At 49.3% G+C, this 21,177-nt stretch carries 17 protein-coding genes; 2 read left to right on the top strand and 15 right to left on the bottom strand.

Annotated features, from left to right (window positions below):
- Positions 1-10 precede the first annotated feature (10 nt).
- From pseI to SH580_RS06395, 8 genes are all read right to left on the bottom strand, one after another.
- The gene (gene pseI, locus SH580_RS06360; RefSeq protein ID WP_319834173.1) at positions 11-1,060 is read right to left on the bottom strand and encodes a pseudaminic acid synthase; all 1,050 of its coding nucleotides are present in this window, start codon (positions 1,058-1,060) and stop codon (positions 11-13) included.
- Complete coding sequence (locus SH580_RS06365) at positions 1,057-1,692, bottom strand: formyltransferase family protein (protein WP_319834174.1); 636 nt, start codon at positions 1,690-1,692, stop codon at positions 1,057-1,059. Before SH580_RS06365 ends, pseI begins: the two co-directional genes overlap by 4 nt.
- An 8-nt stretch (positions 1,693-1,700) precedes the next feature.
- Entirely contained in the window at positions 1,701-2,747 is a 1,047-nt protein-coding gene (gene pseG, locus SH580_RS06370) for a UDP-2,4-diacetamido-2,4,6-trideoxy-beta-L-altropyranose hydrolase (protein ID WP_319834175.1), read from the bottom strand.
- Positions 2,748-2,841: 94 nt separating this feature from the next.
- Positions 2,842-3,474, bottom strand: coding sequence for a pseudaminic acid biosynthesis-associated methylase (locus tag SH580_RS06375; protein WP_319834176.1), 633 nt, complete (start codon positions 3,472-3,474; stop codon positions 2,842-2,844).
- 8 nt (positions 3,475-3,482) lie between these two features.
- On the bottom strand, positions 3,483-4,187 hold the full coding sequence (gene pseF / locus SH580_RS06380; protein ID WP_319834177.1) for a pseudaminic acid cytidylyltransferase: 705 nt from the start codon (positions 4,185-4,187) through the stop codon (positions 3,483-3,485).
- Entirely contained in the window at positions 4,184-5,374 is a 1,191-nt protein-coding gene (gene pseC, locus SH580_RS06385) for a UDP-4-amino-4,6-dideoxy-N-acetyl-beta-L-altrosamine transaminase (protein ID WP_319834178.1), read from the bottom strand. The genes pseF and pseC overlap by 4 nt, the downstream gene beginning before the upstream one ends.
- Before the next feature lie 21 nt (positions 5,375-5,395).
- Complete coding sequence (gene pseB, locus SH580_RS06390; protein ID WP_319834179.1) at positions 5,396-6,412, bottom strand: UDP-N-acetylglucosamine 4,6-dehydratase (inverting); 1,017 nt, start codon at positions 6,410-6,412, stop codon at positions 5,396-5,398.
- 97 nt (positions 6,413-6,509) lie between these two features.
- Positions 6,510-7,460 carry a lysophospholipid acyltransferase family protein gene (locus SH580_RS06395; RefSeq protein WP_319834180.1) on the bottom strand — a complete coding sequence of 317 codons (951 nt, stop codon included), beginning with the start codon at positions 7,458-7,460 and terminating at the stop codon, positions 6,510-6,512.
- 236 nt (positions 7,461-7,696) lie between these two features.
- On the opposite strand from SH580_RS06395, the gene SH580_RS06400 reads away from it, so the two are divergent.
- Positions 7,697-9,475, top strand: coding sequence for an ABC transporter ATP-binding protein (locus tag SH580_RS06400; RefSeq protein WP_319834181.1), 1,779 nt, complete (start codon positions 7,697-7,699; stop codon positions 9,473-9,475).
- Here the strand turns inward: SH580_RS06400 and SH580_RS06405 are convergent.
- Positions 9,455-10,333, bottom strand: coding sequence for a 1,4-dihydroxy-2-naphthoate polyprenyltransferase (locus tag SH580_RS06405; RefSeq protein WP_319834182.1), 879 nt, complete (start codon positions 10,331-10,333; stop codon positions 9,455-9,457). The genes SH580_RS06400 and SH580_RS06405 overlap by 21 nt on opposite strands.
- Positions 10,334-10,340: 7 nt before the next feature.
- Positions 10,341-11,012 carry a DUF4126 domain-containing protein gene (locus tag SH580_RS06410; RefSeq protein ID WP_319834183.1) on the bottom strand — a complete coding sequence of 224 codons (672 nt, stop codon included), beginning with the start codon at positions 11,010-11,012 and terminating at the stop codon, positions 10,341-10,343.
- Positions 11,013-11,248: 236 nt separating this feature from the next.
- Here SH580_RS06410 and SH580_RS06415 point away from each other — a divergent pair, with 236 nt between their 5' ends.
- Positions 11,249-12,547: an SGNH/GDSL hydrolase family protein gene (locus SH580_RS06415; protein ID WP_319834184.1), complete on the top strand. Its 1,299-nt coding sequence runs from the start codon at positions 11,249-11,251 to the stop codon at positions 12,545-12,547.
- 151 nt (positions 12,548-12,698) lie between these two features.
- On the opposite strand, the gene SH580_RS06420 is transcribed toward SH580_RS06415, so the two are convergent.
- The 5 genes from SH580_RS06420 to SH580_RS06440 are packed head-to-tail and all read right to left on the bottom strand — an operon-like array spanning position 12,699 to position 21,175.
- Positions 12,699-15,905, bottom strand: coding sequence for a glycoside hydrolase family 2 TIM barrel-domain containing protein (locus SH580_RS06420; RefSeq protein ID WP_319834185.1), 3,207 nt, complete (start codon positions 15,903-15,905; stop codon positions 12,699-12,701).
- A gap of 16 nt (positions 15,906-15,921) precedes the next feature.
- The gene (locus tag SH580_RS06425) at positions 15,922-16,725 is read right to left on the bottom strand and encodes an SGNH/GDSL hydrolase family protein (protein ID WP_319834186.1); all 804 of its coding nucleotides are present in this window, start codon (positions 16,723-16,725) and stop codon (positions 15,922-15,924) included.
- A gap of 16 nt (positions 16,726-16,741) precedes the next feature.
- Complete coding sequence (locus tag SH580_RS06430) at positions 16,742-18,334, bottom strand: GDSL-type esterase/lipase family protein (protein WP_319834187.1); 1,593 nt, start codon at positions 18,332-18,334, stop codon at positions 16,742-16,744.
- A gap of 22 nt (positions 18,335-18,356) precedes the next feature.
- Entirely contained in the window at positions 18,357-20,381 is a 2,025-nt protein-coding gene (locus SH580_RS06435; RefSeq protein ID WP_319834188.1) for an alpha-L-fucosidase, read from the bottom strand.
- Between the two features lie 20 nt (positions 20,382-20,401).
- Positions 20,402-21,175 (bottom strand): alpha/beta hydrolase family protein, encoded by a 774-nt coding sequence (locus SH580_RS06440; RefSeq protein ID WP_319834189.1) that lies wholly within the window; start codon positions 21,173-21,175, stop codon positions 20,402-20,404.
- Positions 21,176-21,177 lie beyond the last annotated feature (2 nt).

Here is a 21,177-nt window from a genome sequence, read left to right on the forward strand (position 1 = left end):
TCATTTAAAACTACACAAAAACATCCCAAGTTACCGGCGTGGCATACTGAACATCTACTTTCAACTGCTTACCGACAATCGTATCCAGATGCTTCGGCGCTAAGCCATAACCAGGACGGATGCAACGGACATGTTGAGGACCAATTATTTCACCGGCTTTAACACTCTCAACAAAGTACAAGGAGCGACGAAATTTGACGTTCCCAGACTCACTAGACTTTCGACCGTAGTCAACTTGTCCAAGCGCCTCCCAAGCGGTCTTAGAGTCTCTAACTAAAGCTCGCAACTCATCCGCCTCAAGTGAGAAACTATCATCAGGTCCTCCACGCGAACGATCCAAGGTAAAATGCTTCTCAATGATAGATGCACCTAAAGCTACAGAAGCAATCGCAGTGCTGTTGTCTAAGGTATGATCCGACAGACCGGTCACACAGCCGAAACGCTCAGCTAGATCTGTAATCGTCCTGAGATTGTAATCCTTTGCAGGCGCAGGATATCCACTCACACAATGCAATATAGCCAATTCACGGCAACCACCATCACGCGCGGCCTCAACGGCCTCTTCAATCTCTTCCAAATCTGCCATACCAGTCGAAATAATCAACGGCTTGCCAGTGGAAGCAGCATAACGGATAAGCTGATGATCGACTGCCTCAAAGGACGCAATTTTATATGCTGGCGCATTTAAATCTTCGAGCAAGTCGATCGCCGTAGAATCAAAAGGAGAGCTAAATATCGTAATCCCACACTGCTTCGCGTATTCAAACAGGGACGCATGCCATTCCCAAGGCGTATGGGCTTGCTCATAAAGATCATAGAGACTGCGTCCTGCCCATAACCCATCATTTATTACAAAATCAGGTTTGTCTGAATCAATGGTCAGCGTATCCGCACGATACGTCTGAATTTTAATCGCATCCGCCCCGCACTGCGCCGCAGCATTAATAATCAGTTTCGCGGCATCAATATTACCATTATGATTTGCCGACATCTCAGCGATCACATAGGGCCGTGAGCTTGAACCGATTTCTCGATTTCCAATTTTAATAAAAGTGTTCATTTTCGCTCTAATCGTATGATATATTCGCTTCCACGAAGGGAAAAATAAGCAGGAAATCGATCCGGGTCACATACGCGTATCAAATCAAACTGATCGGCAATGCTTTTCTGGGGATCTAACTCACTATCTGCAGGCGTACGCTTAGGATAATAAGTGGGAGGAATGCTCCTATTCTGTTGCGTTGGCTTAATAGAATGAAAATTTTCTACAGCATAATCCATCAAAGAACATTCAGCTTCAAAAATAATGTCATTAATTTCGGTCCACAATGCATCAACAGGAATCGCGACCCATATTTTATTCCAAATATCACCACTATCGATATGATCTTCCGCCTCCAATAGCGTCACACATACATTTTCACTTCCCTCAACGATTTGCCACACATGCGGGCTCCAGCCACGCCCAAGTGGTAAATCACTGGCGTGTATCACTAAGACTTTTTTAAATCGATCCCGCACCTCACGATCAATGATTTCGCTGCAGGAAATAAGAAAAAGAAGATCACCAGAATCGAGTTCGTCTCGTCTCCTCATCAATGCAACTTCATGCATCGCGTGACTGGATATCCACTGGTTAAGATAAGCATTCACAGGGTGCGTCGCATCCGAGCATAGTATAGAGATTTTCATATATTAATTTATTTAACTTCAAAGCCATCAGAAAGCATCTGACATACTCGCTCAACCCCGATACCATCAACCAAGTTACAAGCAACATTACGATCCGTGATCGAACTCGGGGCCTCCAGCCATGACTTTAGCTTTGAAGATGAAGAATTGACATGAATCTCATGAAACCACCCCAGCGACAGTGCCGCCTTACGCTGTTCTGTTAGCGCACGAACGATGGGCAACTGGTTATCAGCAATTGTCACAATCGCCCCAGGAAGTCCGCAATAGAGCCATTCCCAACAGGTACTACCACCGGCAGAAATAATCCCATCCGCCCAAGCGTATTGCTCTGGCATGTTAGTTATATTCTGCACAACTTCCATGTGATGGTGACTTTTAATTGAGCGTAAGCGCTCTACATGCGGATTATCTGCTCCCACTAAAACACGTATCAGCAAGGAGCGAAAAGCAAATTGATTTAACAAATGCAAAACCGTTTCAGTTGCATTATCAGAATCGGATCCACCTAAGGTTACGAGCAAACATTCAATTTTCCCCCAGCTCCGAGGCTGAGCTTTTTCCTTCAAAAACTCTTCGCGCAACAAACAGAAACGCCCCCCTGCCAATACCTGTGTGTCCTCCAAATCACTTACATATTCAAAATTGAGATCAGCATCTAAATTTTGATTTAATATCACATCACAAAACCATCGATTAGAGTATCCATAATCATCGACACAAAGCAGTGATAGCCCAGCTTGCTTGACATACTTCTGATAGTCATAGTCAAAATGATAACCATCCACGACTAACCATTCTGCTCCGACCTCTCTTGCGAGTTCTGTAGTCAATTGAGCATCATTCAAATGCCCAGGCTGCTTAGTATTGATAAAATAATGTTCAATATTATGACTGCGCACACGTTCTACCAGCTTTTCAGGGCAATTTACAGAAGCCAAAACCACGCGACCACCACAACGCAAGTATCCCTGCGCCAACGCAATCATACGCATGACATGCCCTGTGCCAGTCGCGCCGCCCGCATCGGCACGAATCAGTAAAGTTGCCTTCATAAAGATGGATATAAAATAGAATAAATCACACGATTGTAGGTTAAACCTCTATCTCAAAGCAGCAATGCTCAGGCATTGAGTATCTTGCCAGACTTCAACCTCTTTTCTCCATTAAAAACCATGTGATATCATCCTGCGGAAAAACGGGATCACGACGATAACTAAAACCATAATCTATTAATTCGAGATCTGGATATATTTCCATCATTTCACCCGCAAAATCACGTTTAAACAAACGATCACTATGCCCACGATAGTTTATTGTCACGGGTGCAGGGTTATAATATTCGCAAACCAGCACATAACGACTCGAAGTCTGATAGAGTGCCTGATAAACATCCTTTAGCTTATCCGGATTAATGTGTATGAGCACACCTTTGATTAGCGATAGCTCAACTTGTTCCTGTGATTGCCATTCAAAAATCGATTGACAAAATACATTTTCCTCGCCGAGGAAATCAGCTAATTGAGCAGCAGCAGTCTCATTAATCTCAATACCTTGCAGCCTTAGTTCTGGACGCAAGAGTTTAAGCGCCTTCAGATTCATTCCGACATTAGCACCGAATTCGATACAGCTACTAAACTCACCTGCACTGCGTAATGCGTGAGTAAAAAAGTTTAAATTGGAGGCGAGAAGAGCACTTCCTTTATTACGAGTAATGTATTCGGTACCGAATTCTCCAGCCCAAAATTGTTCCTGTTCAGTTTCAAACTTTTTGTGAGTCATAGTATATATTACATGTTTAAGTAGTGAAGTTTTTCTGCACAATCCCAGTCCTCGAAAGTATCGACATCCTGCACCTGCGAGCGAGGCAAGATTATGGGAGCTGATTTTGAAGTAAGTACATTGTCGCAATTAACAAAAGCATCCCGTCGCCCCCAATAAAACTGCCCTGCGTCGTGATAAGCCTCACGAAGATCCTGTGACCGAGTATTTGCATGCTCTGGCTGGAACATGTTTACAATACCATTCTCAGGTTCTATGTAAATCGCACGCTGAATCGGAAAAGCGTAACTAGTCACGGAAAAAACAAATTCCAGGTCAGCATTCGCCTGCAGACAATCATAGCCTTGGACTAAGTTAGAAGCCTGCAGAAAGGGAGCGGTCGCATAAATGCAGCAAACGGATTCAAGTTTTAGCTGCTGTTGCGCCTCAAGAACCTGAATCGCATGTCGAATAACTGGTATCGTTGGGGTATGATCATCCGAAAGCTCAGCGGGACGCTCAAAGGGAGTGCTCGCTCCATATTGATTGGCGACCTGAGCGATTTCTGCATCATCAGTGGACACGATGACCTGATCAAACCGACCACTATCAATTGCTGCCTCGATCGAATAAGCGATCATCGGCTTACCGCAAAATTCTTTGATATTCTTCCTCGGAATACGTTTACTCCCGCCACGGGCTGGAATCACTGCGACTGTTCTGAGTCTACTCATTTGATAAGATGTTTCACACTACGGATGACTGCATCGACATCCGACTCATTCATTCCAGGAAAGAGTGGCAAGCTAAGCGTTTTCTGGTAATAGATTTCTGCATTTGGGCATTTACCGACGGCGTAGTCATAGAGCTTTCGATACCACGGTTGTAAATAAACAGGAATGTAAAGGACTTGTGTGCCGACCCCTTGACTCCGAAGTTCCGCCATCACCTCCGAACGAGATTTCCCCAAGGCCTCAAAGTCGATCTGTACCGTATATAAATGCCAGGAAATTTGAGACCGAGAAGCTTCTAGTAAAACCTGAGGGGTTTGAAGCCATGAAAGGGCCTGAAATGCTTCATTGTATTTAGCGACGATCTCCTGACGCCGTTCAATAAAGCGAGGAAGTTTTTTCAATTGGCTGCGCCCCAGAGCACATTGCAGATCGGTAATCCGATAATTATAGCCGAGTTGCTGCATTTCATACATCCAGGGGCCTCGTTCGGCTAATGGCCCCACATGTGTGCCTAAACCTTCAAGCTTCTCAGGCTCTCGAACCATGCCATGCCCACGCAATAAACGAGCTTTAGCTGCATATTCTGCATTATCCGTCACTAGCACCCCCCCCTCGCCAGTGGTCATCGTCTTAACCGGATGAAACGAAAATGTCGTCATATCAGCCCACGGATGGCCCCCTATTTTATACTTTTCACCCTCGTAAAAAAAGCCGCCACCGGTGCCATGACAGCCATCCTCAATCACGACCGCCCCGTGAGCACGAGCGACACGAGCAATTTCCGGCATATCTGGTGATTGCCCTGCATAAGCAACGGCGACCACAGCCTTAGTATCTGCTTGCCAATGCTGCTCAAGCGCAACAGGACACAAATTGTAGCTGTCCGAGTCTATATCCGCAAAATCTGGAATGGCTCCAACAAAAGCCGCACAATTCGCAGACGACAAAAATGTATTAGGCGAAGTGACCACTCGATCCCCCACTCCAACATCAGCAACCAGCATCGCAAGGTGCAGTGCCGCTGTGGCATTACACACGACGACTGCATGCTTCGCGCCAACCATTGCGGCAAACTCTTGTTCAAAAGCATCAATTTCAGGACCGCAGGTCAAAAAGTCTGACTTCAGAGCTGCGACGACCGCAGCGATGTCATCTTCATCGATCGTTTGTTTTCCGTAGGGGATCATCGTAATATGCAGGCTTAAATATTACGAATCGGCAACAAAACTCGAATCCACATGCTCTCCGATCAACGCTCGAAGACTTTCAACAGTTTCAAATTCTTCATTATCGCCTGAAGTATAGTTGAACCCCGACGGAACCAGCTGAGCATCGAATTTCTTTATATAGTCTGGCAGACTCCACTTAGTGACCTGAGGCAATATGACGTAATACTCCCCTAGATCGTAAGTTGTAAACGAATCAGAACTAGTGATCATTTCTTCATGGATTTTTTCTCCAGGACGAATGCCAATCACTGGCTTTTCGCATTCAGGGCCAATCGCTTCCGCTACATCTGTAATACGGTATGACGGAATTTTAGGCACATAAAGCTCCCCCCCCCATGCATGCTCTAGCGCATGCAGCACCATTTTAACTCCATCCGCGAGGGAGATGTTAAATCGAGTCATCGTAGGATCTGTGATCGGCAACACGCCAGACGCCCGCCGACTCAAAAAGAACGGGATCACCGAACCATTCGAGCCCATCACGTTACCATAACGAACGACCGAGAACTTCACGTTCTGCTTGCCAACTATATTATTGGCGGCAATAAATAACTTATCGGATGCCAGCTTTGTAGCTCCATACAAATTAATCGGCGCACAGGCCTTGTCAGTAGACAGTGCCACCACATCTGTCACATTGCTACCGAGCGTGGCTTTAATCACATTCTCCGCCCCCCCAATGTTCGTTTTCACGCACTCATCAGGATTGTACTCTGCAATATGCACATGCTTCATCGCAGCCGCATGAATCACATAATCCACACCAATGAATGCACGCTTCAAACGCTCTAGATCTCTCACATCCCCAATAAAAAATCGAATCATGGGGTAACGATCAGCTGGATACTCTTGAGCCATCTGAAACTGCTTTTGCTCATCACGAGAATAGATAATCAAGCGCTCAACATTAGGCCACTTTTGTAAAATCGTTTTTGTCAGTTCTTTCCCTAGTGATCCTGTCCCACCGGTGATCAGTATATTTTTATTGTTCAGCATGTTATCTAGTGACGATGAATTGTATATTTTGTTTATGTAATATAGTTCGAGGCTCAAGCATGAGTTGCAACCAACTTCGAAGAGCTGCTTGTTTTCCTTAAAATCGCTTACTCAACCAAAACCCATCACATGGGCTACGCCCCAGCACTCGCTCTAGGGCCTGATTACAAACGAGGCACAGGGCTTCACGGCTGGGCTTTTCAGGGACGCCCGTAAGATCGACGAAATCAACGGTCAGTTTCCACTGAGCGAAGCCCACCGTTTCTATTGACATCGCTAGCATGGGTGCTCCTGAGCGGCGATGAAATAACCCTGCGATCGGCGAAGTTTTACATTCAACCCCAAAGAAAGACACTCGCTCTCCTTGCCTCATTTTCTGATCCGCGAGAATACCAAGCACCCCACCGGCTCGAATAAAGTCGACTGGTTGATGGAAACCATCACGCCGGCTAAAAAGCCGAGTTCCTACAGACTCACGGCGGCGGTGAATCCACTGATCGAGATAGGTATTATTCAAAGGTCGATACATCGCAGCCAGTGGAGCGACGACCCCGTGCGCAGCTGCAATCTGTGGCAGATGCGTCAAAACCTCCCAAGGTCCCATATGACTTAATAACATAACAGCCCCTCTGCCTTGCTCTAGAGCGCTCCGTAAATGCTCAAAACCCTCGACTTCAAGATGTTGCCCCATACGCTCTGGGCTCACTCGGGAGAGTGGAAAACTCGCTAATAAATTAGCTCCTGAGCGCTTAAATACCTCCTTAACTTGCTCCTCTAAAGTAAGACTGCGGCATGCGTCGGCAGTTGAAGACCCACTTTTCTGGCGTGCGGCCAGAAAGGAATTCACCACTGTAAGGTTCTTACGCACCACCGCCCGCCGCGCGACCAGCAAGCTCCAAGCGCACCAACCGATGCCGCGCCCGATTCGATAAGTTAAGCGGATCGGTAAATGCGCCAAAACCGAAATCAAGGCACGAGCACAGATATACTGAAACCATTTAACTGGGCCTCGATAGCGTTCCTCTTCAGGTATTAAGTGCTTTGCCATTGAAATGCGTGAGCATGCTCGATAACTGTCCACCCAGTCAAGTCAGCTGATATTTATCCTACAAAATCATTAGAAATGAAAAAAATCTGATCTAGACAAGCTCCCTGGCGCCCCCCAAAAGTGCCGCATTGGCAAATAGAATGAAACTCGACACAAGCCTAGCAGACTGTGATCGTAAGCTCATTAGCTCTCTCCGTTAACTGGCAGCCAGAGAGCCGACAAAACACCTTAAAGTAATGTTCATCAAACGCTTCGGCCCCTATTTCAAATTCCTCAAGCCCGTCCGTGTGCAATTTGCACTCGGGCTGTTGGCTGGTATTATCTATGCCGCCTCATCAGGCTTTGGCTTGCCTCTAGTAATCAAGTATCTCGTGCCGCTCGTCACCGAACCAGACGGACCAACTGGCTGGAAACTCCTTGGTATACTGTCGATGGTCCCCGCGGTCTTTATCTTTCGAGCACTCGGCAGTTTTGCCAATTCTTATCTAATGGCCTTCTCTGGCATGCACGTGCTGGAACAAGTACGGCGAATGGTATTTGATCATATTCAAAGCCTACCATTGGCATTTTTTGGGCGCAATAAAGTGGGCGACTTGATGAGTCGCGTCATGGGCGATACCAGCCAACTACAAGGTGCAATTGTCAAAGTGGTCGACAGTCTGATCAAGGAACCAGCCACGCTCATCAGCGCCGCAGCCTACTTAGTTTATTTGTCGTCTCAAGAAAATGACATTAGCTTCATCCTAATTGCACTCGCCTCAGTGCCCGCCTGCGTATTGCCCGTTAAAATAGTTGGCACTCGCATCCTAAAGAAGGCTGGCAAAGCTCAAAAACAAGCCGGCGAACTGAACCATGTGCTCAACGAAAATCTGTCCGCCACACGTGAAGTCCGCGCATACAATCTGGAAGCGCGTGAGAGCGAACGCTTTGGCGCCGCCTGCCGGGATTTTCTAAAAAAATCCTTAAAGGTCGTCAAATACGATAAGGCACTGACTCCACTGATTGAGCTAGTCACCTCCTTCGCGATCGTGATCGCGCTCTATGTGGCCGTCGTCAATGAAGTCGATGAAGGCGCTCTGGCCTCGATTCTCGCAGCGCTCTACATGTGCTACCAGCCAGTCAAGAAGCTGGGCTCTGTCTCCAATACGATTCGCAAAGCCGAAGCCTCGCTGGATCGCTTGGAATTTGTGCTGCATACAGTCGATACCGTGCCCGAAACAACTGCTCCGCAAAGCCTCGGCAGTGTGAAGGGCCAAATTTCTATGCAGCGGGTGCAATTTAAATATACGGACGACAGCGTGGTGCTGGACGACATTCAGGTAGAAATTCAAGCAGGCGAGGTAGTGGCCCTCGTCGGCCCCAGTGGCGCAGGCAAAACGACTTTTGCCAACCTGGTGCCCCGTTTCTACGACGTCACAGAGGGCAGCATTCGTATCGACGGCATCGATGTGCGCGACGTTCTCAAATCTGAACTGCGCAGTCACATCGCACTGGTCTCGCAAGAAGCGCTGCTATTCAGCGACAGCATCGCCAATAACATCCGGATCGGCAAACCAGATGCCAGCTTGGAGGAAATCAAAGCTGCCGCCCAAATGGCCAATGCGCACGAGTTTATCGAAGCCTTGGACGATGGCTACGAAACTGAAGTCGGCGAGCGTGGCTCCCGCCTATCCGGTGGCCAACGGCAACGCATTTCCATTGCCCGTGCCTTTCTGAAAAACGCGCCTATCATCATTCTTGATGAGCCAACCTCAGCACTCGACGCGGAAAGTGAACACCAAATACAGGCGGCCCTGGAGAATCTATCCAAAGGTCGCACGGTATTGATCATCGCGCACCGCTTTAGCACCATTCAACACGCCAACCGTATCCTAGTCTTTGATGCAGGCAAAATCGTAGCCAGCGGTAGCCACAGCGAACTCTACCCCAGCAGTGAACTCTACCGTAGCTTATACGACAAGCAGGCACATACCGTGCACACTGAAGAAGACAGACTAGGCGAAAAAAAGTCCTAGCGAGACCAACAAACCGTAAGCGACCACCACGATTGCGGCCCTTTTCAAACACATGAGATAATCACTGGCTTGCTCGGCTTGCGGTAATTTCCGCATATGATACAGCCCCCAGCCAACAGGAATCCATCCCAGTAAAACCAAAGCTCCATAGCCTTGGCATGCCAGCCAGATCAGCACCGCCCCGGCCCACAGCAGAGAAGCTCCATACTGTAGCAGTGCCCAGCGCCTGCCTAACATTACGACGAGTGTGCGCTTTTGCGCCTTGCGATCCTCTTCCAGATCTCGGTAATTATTGACGACCAATAGGTTGTTAACCACCAAGCCACAAGCCAAGCCGAGCCACACCACTTCCTGGTGAATACTGCCTGTTTGCACATAGAAGGTACAGCCAACAGCGATGAGGCCAAAAAACAAAACAACAAACAGGTCACCTAAGCCATTATAAGCCAATGGGTAAGGACCTCCGGTATAAATCCATGCGCATAGAATACTCGCAATACCGATCGCCAATAACCACCAGCCACCAAAATAAATTAGGCTCAAGCCCAGACAAAAGGCAAAGGCCAGTATGCCAATCGTCGCCGCTTTCATCGTGGCAGGAGCGACTAGCCCAGAAGCCACCGCACGCCGAGGCCCCAAGCGCGCATCAGTATCGGTGCCCTTAACGCCATCGAGGTAGTCATTTGCAAAATTCGTCCCGATCTGCACCAACAAAGCAAAGCCCAAACATATCAGCGCGGGCACAACAAGCAACTGCCCCTGACTATGTGCCATCGCGGTGCCCAACAGCACGGGTGCCACCGCAGCAGGCAGTGTTTTAGGACGTGTCGCTTCAAGCCAAATCTTAAAATCTGCCATTGTAATGCTACAAACCAGGTGGCAAAGGAGGACGGGGCTCTGCAGCCGCTGGCACAGCAGCACTCACCTGCCCAGCTCGCTTATTCGCAGCGCGGCGCACGAAATAACGGTAGATGGTTCGAATAAAGAAATAGAGCAAAAACAGAACTAGAACTGCAGCTAAAATGGGGATCATCACAGCCAACCCCGCAGTCAAAATAGAGCCTCCCAGCTCTGCAGTCGAAACGGCCGGGTTGCCGATCCCCCCAGTCGTCGCCGTCGAAGCACCGCGTGTAATGACCGATGCGCCTTGCACAATGCCAGCGGTGCCACCTCCCATAATCGCTGCCGTAATCCATTTAAAGGCGTCGTTCCCCATAAACTCGGGCAGCATCGCCCCGGAAATGAAGGTGCCTGCCACCACTGCGGCTGGCGTAGCGATCGTATCCAAAGCATTGTCCAGCCAAGGGATGTAGTAACTGCCGATTTCCAAAACCGTCGCCACCCCCAGCGCAATCGTCACCCAATCATTGCCCAACCATTCAAAATTCGCGCCGATCATATCCTCAAAATTCACACCACCGAGGGCATCAATTCCCTGATTGGCAGCTAGACTGGCAATAAAAAGTGGCACAAAAACTCGAAATCCGCAGGCAGCAGCCAGCCCAACTCCGGCAAAAATGGCAATGATCTCATTCATAATAGTAGATACAATAAGGACTTATGTCGCTATCGGGAAGCCCAGAGTTCCACAAAAAAATGAACTAACAATCGCTCAGACGATCCAAAGCTCCTCGAACATTATAATAGAATAAGGGACTGCTTGCGTTTCTAATGATTAGCTTTTTCATACAAGAATGATCGGTATCTATGCCGAATCGACTCAAAGAGTTTCCCCCAAGGCTCAGCGCGAAATAAACCCAAATACTGCAGATCATGACGCATCTTAGAAAAATCATCACGCAATGGATCCTCTTGACGATCACCACATTCGCCTGGGCGCAAGCAAGCCCCCACCCCGTCTGGGATTTATCCAGCAACGAAATCCCCCCGGAACTACAATCCGGTCACATCGAAAGAGTAAACGGCACAATCACACTAAAAGCCGGTGCTGCCTTTGCAGTTCCAGCAGATGCCTTCAAGGATCCGAAGAATTACACAGTTCAAGTAACAGCCTCCATCAATGAGTTTGTGGAAAATGCCCGATTCACTGCCATGAAGAAGCAGGGAACAGAGGACAGTGGTTTTAGCTTTTCCATGAATTATCGAAGTGACCCATGGTATGCACGTGCAGTGTTCACTGTCGTCAACAACGTAGTCATGCGAAGTAATGGGATCGGCGGCAAAAGCGGGCCGAAACTCAACACTCCATATACTTTCACACTCTCGCTGAGAGACGGATTTGCATCATTCTATATTGATGGAGTTCCCTATAAAAAATGCTATATGGAGGTCACCCCAAACAATGAACCCATGTGGATCGGTCGTAACATCGACGAAGATAAACTGCCCATGGATGTCACTATTAGCGAAGTCAAAGTCTACGGCCCCGACTTCGTATATACCTCGGATAAAGAAACGGAAGAAGAACATCCGCGTGGCGTAGTGGCCGGCAAGGGCTGGGCTCTCGACGTGCCTCAAGTGGAGCACCCGGAATGGCCTAAAGTCATGATTTACGGTGACTCCATCTCGATGGGATACCAAAGGTATTTGATCCCGGACTTACTGGAAGCACATGCCTATCTATTCCACTGCGTGCACTTCATCAACGGCCACGTCCCGCAACAGCCTATGGCAGAAATGGCTGCCAGCTACCCATTCGATGCCATTGTGTTTAATAACGGCCTGCATTCACTCCACTGGACTCCGGACCAAGTCTCCGATGAAGAAATATACAAACGCATGAGCCAACTCGCTCAATCCTTCAAGAAGGGAGCCCCACAAGCTAAAATCTTCTACTTGATGACCACCCCTCATACCGCAAAACGTCCAGCTCCGAATCAAGAGGTCAATGCATTAGGCGAAAAGAATGATATAGTCATTCGACTCAACGACATCTCTCGCCAAGTAATGCAGGATGAAGGCATCGAAATCATCGATGTATATTCCATACTCGCCGACAGACTGGAACTAGCAAGCGGGGATCAATACCACTGGAAGGGTCCGGCCTATGAGATCATCAGCAATGAGATCCAGAAAAAGTTACGACCAGTATTGAAAATAAAGACCCCATAGCCCCCGCCTGCTGGTGAAGCGTTCTGTATCCCCATCGTTTGATCAGCCGGGGCGCCCAGTGCGAATCAATGCGGGAAAGAACGTGCGATAGCGAACCGGATTATCCGCATTTGGCTCGCCTTGATACCACACCATTTGGTTTCACTTATGATCAACAAGCAAAATTTTCCTCTGGGTGTACAAAGTGCTTTTGATTAACAGAGGCCGACAGCGGCTTCCCCACACGTTTAACTTGATTCGCAGAAAAGCTCTCAGGTGAATCGATCCAGCTCACAGCCTCTGCCATCAATTCCGCCCCCGGTAGGATGGGCGCCATTTGCATTCGCATCCCAAAGGGCCGCGGGCGGCACTCATATCGTTCCTCTGGCTCCGGGCCACAACTCGCACTGCCCAGACCGCGAATGCTATGATCCAAGTTAAGATGAATACAGCCCGAATCATCCAAGTCTAGAATGCGCATGGCACGGGCGAGTGTTTGTTCCGAATAACGCCCAGCATTAAAGCCAAAATCATCGCGCCCCACAACGCTCACGCCGAAACCACTCTGATCACGCAGGGCCAATCGTTGAGTGCCTATTCGAGTGCCATTGGACTGTGGAAATACGTAAGGCGTATGTAGCTCATCAATACCAGCACAATAGTGGCCCACACGCGCAGCGGCTTGGCTGTCAGGGTAGCACTCGCCAGGACCGAGCCCCAGCCACTCGACTTGTTGGTAGCGCTGCGGCAAGGCCATCTTCATCCCCAACCTGCCCACAACCTCCGGCCAGTCACCATAGGGAACCGCCTGCATGTCCACAAACCAGCGCCCGTCATTAAGAATGGTATACACGAACTGACAATCATAGGCCAAACTATAGGCCTGCGGCAACATTTGCCCCTCGATGTATACAGTGACACGCTCTGATCCATTGTTCTCAAATTCCAATGCACGGGGACGAAAGAACATTTCAAAAAGCCGGGCCTGCTCCCACTCACCTGCGCGCTGTCGGCGCCGATGCACACCATCATTATCAATCGGTGCACGCCATACATTCAATTCGGGCCCAGTCTCTAACAGTTGATGATCTCCGACCTGCCATGCTGCCAAAGTGCCTCGCACACAGTCAAAGTTCAGCTGAAAATCTGTGCCGAACACCTTTAAAATCTCGCCTCTCAATTCCGCATTCAGTCGTGAAGTGCAGCGTGCTAACGCTGGCGCCGTCACGATGGCTGGCATCGGCAATTCAAACTGATCCCAAGCTAACACATGAGCAGCGCGCCCCCACAAGCAATCTTCCTTTAATACAAAATCGACGTTAAGAAAAGCGCATGAATCCGCATGCAACGGCTTTGGAATCGTAAACGGCACGGTGAGCGAGCCGATGTGGCCAGGCTCAAGTGGCGGCAAGTTCATGCTGCCTTCTTCGATTCTCTTCCCGTCCCGCCAAACCGACCAACAAAGGCTCAGGTGATCTAAACTAGAAAAATCAAAACGGTTCTGAATCTGAAACAAGCCCTGACTGAGCTCAACTAAAGTCAAGCGCACAGGCTGCATCGCCTTCTTGATCTCGTTTAACGCAGGACTGGGGCTGCGATCTGGAAATAAGAGCCCGTCGATACAGAAATTTTTATCGGAGGGCTCATCGCCGAAGTCCTCGCCATAGCCATAGTAATCTTGCCCTTCAGCGGTATGCGTCAACAAGCCGTGATCCATCCACTCCCAGAGAAATCCCCCCTGCAGGTGCCGATACTTGTAAAATGCGTCCCAATAATCGGCTAAACCACCGGGACCATTCCCCATAGCATGCCCATACTCCGTAGCGATTGCAGGCCAGCCACCATGCTCCATTTCTCCCATTTCATGCACTCGCTCAAGCCTACAATAACCGAACTGCCGGAAGTCTGTGACCGTAGGCGCATTCTGACTGGATTGCGGATAGTGTACCGGCCGGTGTGGATCGCGACTTTTTATCCATCGACATACTTTTTCGATATTCTCCCCAAAACCACATTCATTGCCCACCGACCATATAATGATCGAAGGATGATTCTTGTTTTGTTCAAACATCCGCTCCACACGATCATGATAGGCAGGCAGCCATGCCGTATCCATACTGAGCAAGCCCTGATTTCCTCCAGCCTGACAGCCATGTGTTTCCAAGTCGGCTTCGTCCATCACGTACAGCCCAAGTTCATCACAGAGATCGTAAAACTCACTAATGTTGGGATAATGACTACAACGAACTGCATTGAAATTGCTCTGCTTCATCAGCAACAAATCCTTGCGTAAGTTTCCCATTCTTGGCGCGCGCCCCGTCTCTGGATCCCATTCATGCCGGTTGACTCCTTTCAACATAATAGGCGCACCGTTAATTCGCAGCAATCCGTCCTCGATCGTCACCTCGCGAAATCCAACCCGAAATGGAATGTAGGTATCCACATCGATTCGTAATACCAGAGTATAGAGCACGGGCGTCTCCGCAGTCCATAACTGAGGACGCTCGATTGTCACATAAAGACTCCGACGCGTCACTCCCGCGACGGTCACCTGACTGACAAGTGGTGCATGTGGGACACGACGCCCCTGTTCATCATAGAGCTGAACCTCCAAGCTAAGATCTGCGGCAGCGGCTCCCACGTTCTCTAGAGCGAGATCCATCTTTAGTTGTGCAGAACTATAGTCGGCCAAAAGTTTCGTTTGTATCTCGGCATCCCAAAGCGAGACCAAGGGCTCACTGCGCAGGCTCACACTTCGAAAAATACCACTCAACAACCACATGTCCTGCGCTTCAAGATAACTGCCGTCGCACCAACGATAGACAGTGACTGCGAACACATTCTCTCCAGGAATCAGTGCTGCGGTGATGTCAAACTCAGCAGCCATTCGGCTCCCCTTGGAGAAGCCCACCTGAACACCGTTTATCCAAACATGGAAGGCACTGTCCACCCCATCAAAGCGTAACAAAGTCCGACGCCCATCCCATGCTGCAGGAAGGGTCCATGTTCGCCGATAACAACCAGTCGGATTGTCTTCAGGCACATAGGGTGGGTCCAGCGGGAAGGGATACTTCGTATTTGTATAACGTGGAACATCATAGCCCTGACACTGCCAGTGTGAAGGAACTGGCAAAGTCGCCCATTTCGTATCGTCAAAACGACTCGACTGAAACTTAGCTGGAACATGACTCGGACAATCCGCTAAGTGAAACTTCCACGCACCATCGAGTGAACAACGCCACGGTGACGCCTCGCACTTAAAAGCCAGAGCGGACGCTAGATCGCTATAGGCGAACCATTCTGCGCGTGCGGGCAGCCTCGATTGATGTGTCAGAGCCGGATTTTCCAATTCTGACTGACGATGTAAAATGGACTTCATAGGAGCAGAAGGCGAACTAGTTCACACAGTTATGCAGCAATTCAGTGATATAGTCGGCGGGATCCATACCTGAAGCTTTCGCTGCAAGTTTCAGGCGCTCGTAGGTGTTGACCGATAAGGAAGGTGGAAATTGAACCCCTGGAATATCTAGCCAGGACTCCTTCGCTGCCGCGATGGCTTCATCACTCATATCGAGCGCGCGCAACACCTCCGCCGCCAACATTTGGTTGATCAATATTCTAGCCGCGAGACTGCCATCGAGCGGGACCACAGTATCCGAAGAGTGAAGCAACTCGACGAAATCAATCAACGCTACCTGATACGTTTGAGCCAATTCCCGGATGGCATTATTGTGTGCGAGCGTATTCTCATTACGACGCTCGGAGGGCTTGCTATTCTTCGCATAGCTAGTCACCAGCACCATAGAAATTTGAGCGGTCTGTAGCTTTTCAATGACAGCACTCAGATTCTGCTTAAACGACTCCTCCACCTGCTCTCCTTTAAATACATTATAGTCACGCGTGCCTGGAATAATGAGAACAGCCGCGGGCTTTTTTGCAATGACCTCCGAGTCAAGCGCAGCTAACATTTGAGAGGTCTTCCAATTTTCGAGACAGATGGAAACCGCCCCGCTCACTCCAGTCTTTCCGAGTTCCTCAACCACCAGCCGGATGTAGCCGGAAGGGCCCCATCCCCAGGTTTCAAAACTCTGGCCCGACAGGATTGCCATTTTCTCACCAGGTTGAAGTTCTTTCGCCAGCAAACCATTCAGAGCTGCTAGAAACAGCGTAGTCAGCGTAAGTTTTTTAATAATATTCATACGAGTGTTCTTATGATTATAGTGATGATTCCGACGGTATAAACAGATCGACGGGGTCGATCCACTCGGCATCTGGATCGGCCGCAATCCTTGCGTAGATACGCTCCAGCTTGTCCCAGGTATCGGGGTCGTCGCCCATTTCACAAGAATGTCCCCAAAAATAGAATACACCACCCTCACGTTTTGCAGCTTCATAGCGTTGCCAAAATTGCGAACTGTCCCATTTACAGCTCGTGGCCAGCTCCATCGGTGTATCCAGTGGCAACGCGCCCTCGACGGATCGCGTCGTTCGGGCGTATAAATAGCCGGCATCACGAACGGCTTCCAAGACAGTTTGATTATAGTTTCCACCAGGATAGACATAACCGACATGCTCTTGTCCAAAGTCTTCTCGAATCCAACGCATGGTCTCCGTCAGCGCTCGCTGGCGACTCTCCACAGATCTGGGACTGTCGTCATTGGCAAAATTACAGTGAGCGGCCAGTGTGAACCCTTGATAGATCGCCTTCATCTCATCCGTACGTAAATATTCAAACTCAAATCCGCCCTCCGTGTCCCGTGGCACAAACGAAAAAGAGGCACCTTTGGCGGGGTTGATTTTCTTTACGATTCCGTAGCCCCGCTCCGTTCTCGGGATAATATTAAAGGTCGCTTTGGCATTATACTTCTCAAGTAACTCGATCAACTTAATATCGTTGGTTGAGCTATCATCCCAATCTTGCATTACTTTGAGTTTAACGGTTTTTGAAGGCTCATCCGAGGGCATAGGCAGATCGCCAGTCGCCGCGAGATCAGTCAAAACCTTTGAGACTTGCGCCTCCACACTCAGTCCATTCTCCTCCGCAAGCAGCTTCATTTTGGCATAGTCCCGCAGAGATATTTTAGGCTGAGCCACTGCAAACGGATAATCATTCCACTTCGCACGCAGTTCGGCAAGGTCCGACTCCGCTACGCCTAATGCACGAAGAATTTCCGCCGCCATGATCTGATTCCCCAGCCCATTCAAATGGGTCCCGTCGTATGTGAGCTTGAGCCCCTGAATGCCCTCAAACTGTCGTTTTCTGAGTTCCCGAGCCATTACAGTGTTCATATCGACGACGATCAAACCACGCTCCTGACCGAGCTGCTTAAACGCCTCTGCAAAGGTCTTACGTTTAGCGGTTTCCGGAGAATCCAAATTCTCCCCCGACCCAATGGTAGTGGTAATTAAGATCACCTTAATCCCAGCCGCAGTGCTGCGATCGACGATCTCTGCAATATTGGCGCTAAACTCTGCAAGATCCATTCGCGGTGAATCATTAATCCCACTATTAAGCGTCATCCAAGTCGGATGTTTCGAAATCACATCACGATCCAACCTTTGTAGCATATCTCGGGTGGTGTGACCACCGACACCAGCCGGAATCGCTGTAGCTTGCACTCCTGCATGCTCCAGACCTTCGATGACCAAGTGAAGATAACCATTAGGCTGATGAGCATAGCCCAATTGAGTGAGCGAATCGCCGAGAAACGCAATCGAATCACCGTCTTTAATCACGACATTGCCCCGCGCCAGACAAGTCGCCAGCGTCCACATCGAGCATAAAATTATGTATATTTTTATTTTCATTTTTAGAGTCAAACTAGGAAGATTAGACCTTCGATTCGATGATACCGATTCCAGCAACAATAACATTGTCAGCATCATCAACTGCATGTTTTGCAACGAAGCGTAAATAACGGCCTAGCACCGATTGAGAGAGTTCTACAATATGCATGCCCAAGTTCTCACGCAAATCATCCCATATTCCCTCAGCGGCAAGTGTCCAGCCATGCCCATCTACACTCAGATAAAATGCATACTGATCGGGCGTACCGCTGTAGCTCCCGTCATTGCGAGGCAAGAAAGTAAATGCGGCGACTTCCCGCTCGGCCCCCATATCAAGCACCACTTCATGTGGCGGGGCACTGAGTTTTTTATCCGTGTGATAGGTATGCCAGTAGGTCTTTGAATTATCGTCCAACAAATGCACCACATCAGCAGCGCCACCATTTGGGAAAGGACTATTTAAGCTGGTTCGAACCACGCGCCAGGCTTGACGATCGACACCAAAAATCGCAGTCACCGTGGGACTTTGGCTTAAGTGGTTAATGCAGGCCTTGGCCTTTACCGTGCCGCCACCGGGCAGGGCAAACGGAGCGTCATAGATCGGTGATTCGGCATTCGGCTCACTGCCGTCGAGGGTATAGCGAAGCGATAGTGCGGGATTGGTACAAGACATCTCCACCAATCCACTCGCGCCACGTTGGATGCAAATTTGGCAGCGTTGCGTCATATCCAGTGGGCCACTTAACAAGGACGCCTCCACTTCCCATGCACTGAACTCTGTGATCTGTGGCGATGCCACACGATCGAGAATATTCAACCGAAGCTCTGTGGCATGGATAGGCTCAAAACGCTCGATACGATGGTGACCGATGACAGTTCCAGCCCAAATTTTCGTCCAAATACCAGACATCAATGCTTCGACTTCAAAGCGACGCACACATTCCCCCTGAGCTATATCCTCACTAAGGAGCAGCACTGTGGGCGCACGACCATCCGGCAGCGAGAGTGATAACGAATACTCCGTGCCCGCAGTCTTCGCAACAGGCTCAGTAAAGATCTGTCGCATGCGCGTTCCAAACTGCTCAAATTGTAGACGCTCCGCATCAGGCACCAATCCCCGGTCATCCACAACCATACCAATCAGGAGGTTGGTATTGCGGCCAATACTGCTAAAATATCGTTCTACAAGGTGATCAACGGAATACAGATATCGCTCCTCGCCATCTCGCCAGAACCAACCGCCCTGAAACGCCTGCAACTGACCACGATTCGGTAAATCCGCCTCACCACACACCCAACGTGCACCATCTGGCGAGCCACCACGATCATCGACTTCAACCGTGCCATCATCTGAGGTGAAGTCATGAGTGGTATTCCAAAAAGGATCGGGCGCCTCGCCTCGTTCGTTGCCTGTAAAACGTGTCAACGAATACCAATCATGCGGACCTTGGTAAACCACTGCATGAGGCTGCAATTGCTCAAGCAGTGGCACGATGTCAGGCCCCCCTTCTTCCGGCGGTAAGACCCCGCCATCAAACCAAATATAGAAAATCTCACCATAGTTACCCCAGAGCTCGGAGAGCTGTAACTCGATCACTCGATTATAATTGGCCTGCTCTTCGGGATCACCTGTTCGAACCCGACCTGGATTATCCACATTCATATACGCATTCGTGGCCGCACTGCAATAAAGCCCAGGTTTTAAGCCGAATTTATGACACGATTGAATAAAATCACCAACAATATCGCCCTGTCCATCTTTCCAGGGGCTCGATTGGACACTATAATCATGCGCCTGAGTGGGCCAAAGTGAGAAACCACTGCAATGCTTGGCAACCAGCACAGCGTACTCTGCCCCCGCAGCCTTGGCCGTAGCAATCCACTGATCCGTATCGAGTTCACTCGGATTAAAGACAGCAGGATCGGGCGTATAGCCCCATTGCTCACGAAAGGCATAATCAGGTTCGAAAACCTGAACATCCAGATGAATGATGACGCCAATACCACGATCCATCCACTCAAGCTGAGCAGCGGTGGGAACGACAAGTTGAAGCGTATTTTCAGACATAAGCATCGCAGCGAGCGAGTTTAATTTAGAACATTTGCCAAAACCCAGTCTGAGAAAGCGACGGGGTCTTCAGGACCGTGCGGATGATGCCGACACCCAGGTTTACGATAGAGTTGAACTTGAGCGCCTAAGGCTTCGGCGCGCTCGGCGATCACTTGAGTGTTTTCCTGATACGGCACCACTTCATCAGCATCTCCATAGGAGTGCACTAGAGGTATTCCAGCGGCAATGATCGGCGCGAGCTGATCCACAGGATTGCTCGGCCAGGCAAGTGCCTCTTCTTCCGACTCGAAACCATAACACTTCAATAAAGCCTCCCAATCGCCCTTGCTGCCTGGACCCATACCTTGCCCCCCGGGCCAACTCTTAAAATCACACACCGGATTATCTGCGTAGATCATACCGACCGATTCAGGATTCTGAGCGGCCCAATTATAAACATATAATCCCCCACGACTTAAGCCTTCGAGAATTGGCTTTTTGTGAAAGCCGTATTTTTCAGTCATCTCCTGATAGAAAACATCAAAGCGCGCCATAGCCGATGGACACCCAAAGGTATTGCCCACATTCATATAGGCGATCCACCAGCCTCGTTGCAGCATCTCTAAATTAAAGGCTGGAAACGCACCAAAAAATTCCGCTCGCCAAACCCAGCGTCGGCCGGGAATTGCAGCATGAGGCTCAATTACGGTAATCGAATTTTCACCAATTTGAAAATCATGACGACGATAGCCATGATACATATTATCAGGAAAGGCCGGACAGGCCATGGTTGCATTTGAGTTATTAGTCATAA

This window comes from Coraliomargarita algicola, from assembly GCF_033878955.1.
Classification (GTDB): domain Bacteria; phylum Verrucomicrobiota; class Verrucomicrobiia; order Opitutales; family Coraliomargaritaceae; genus Thalassobacterium; species Thalassobacterium algicola.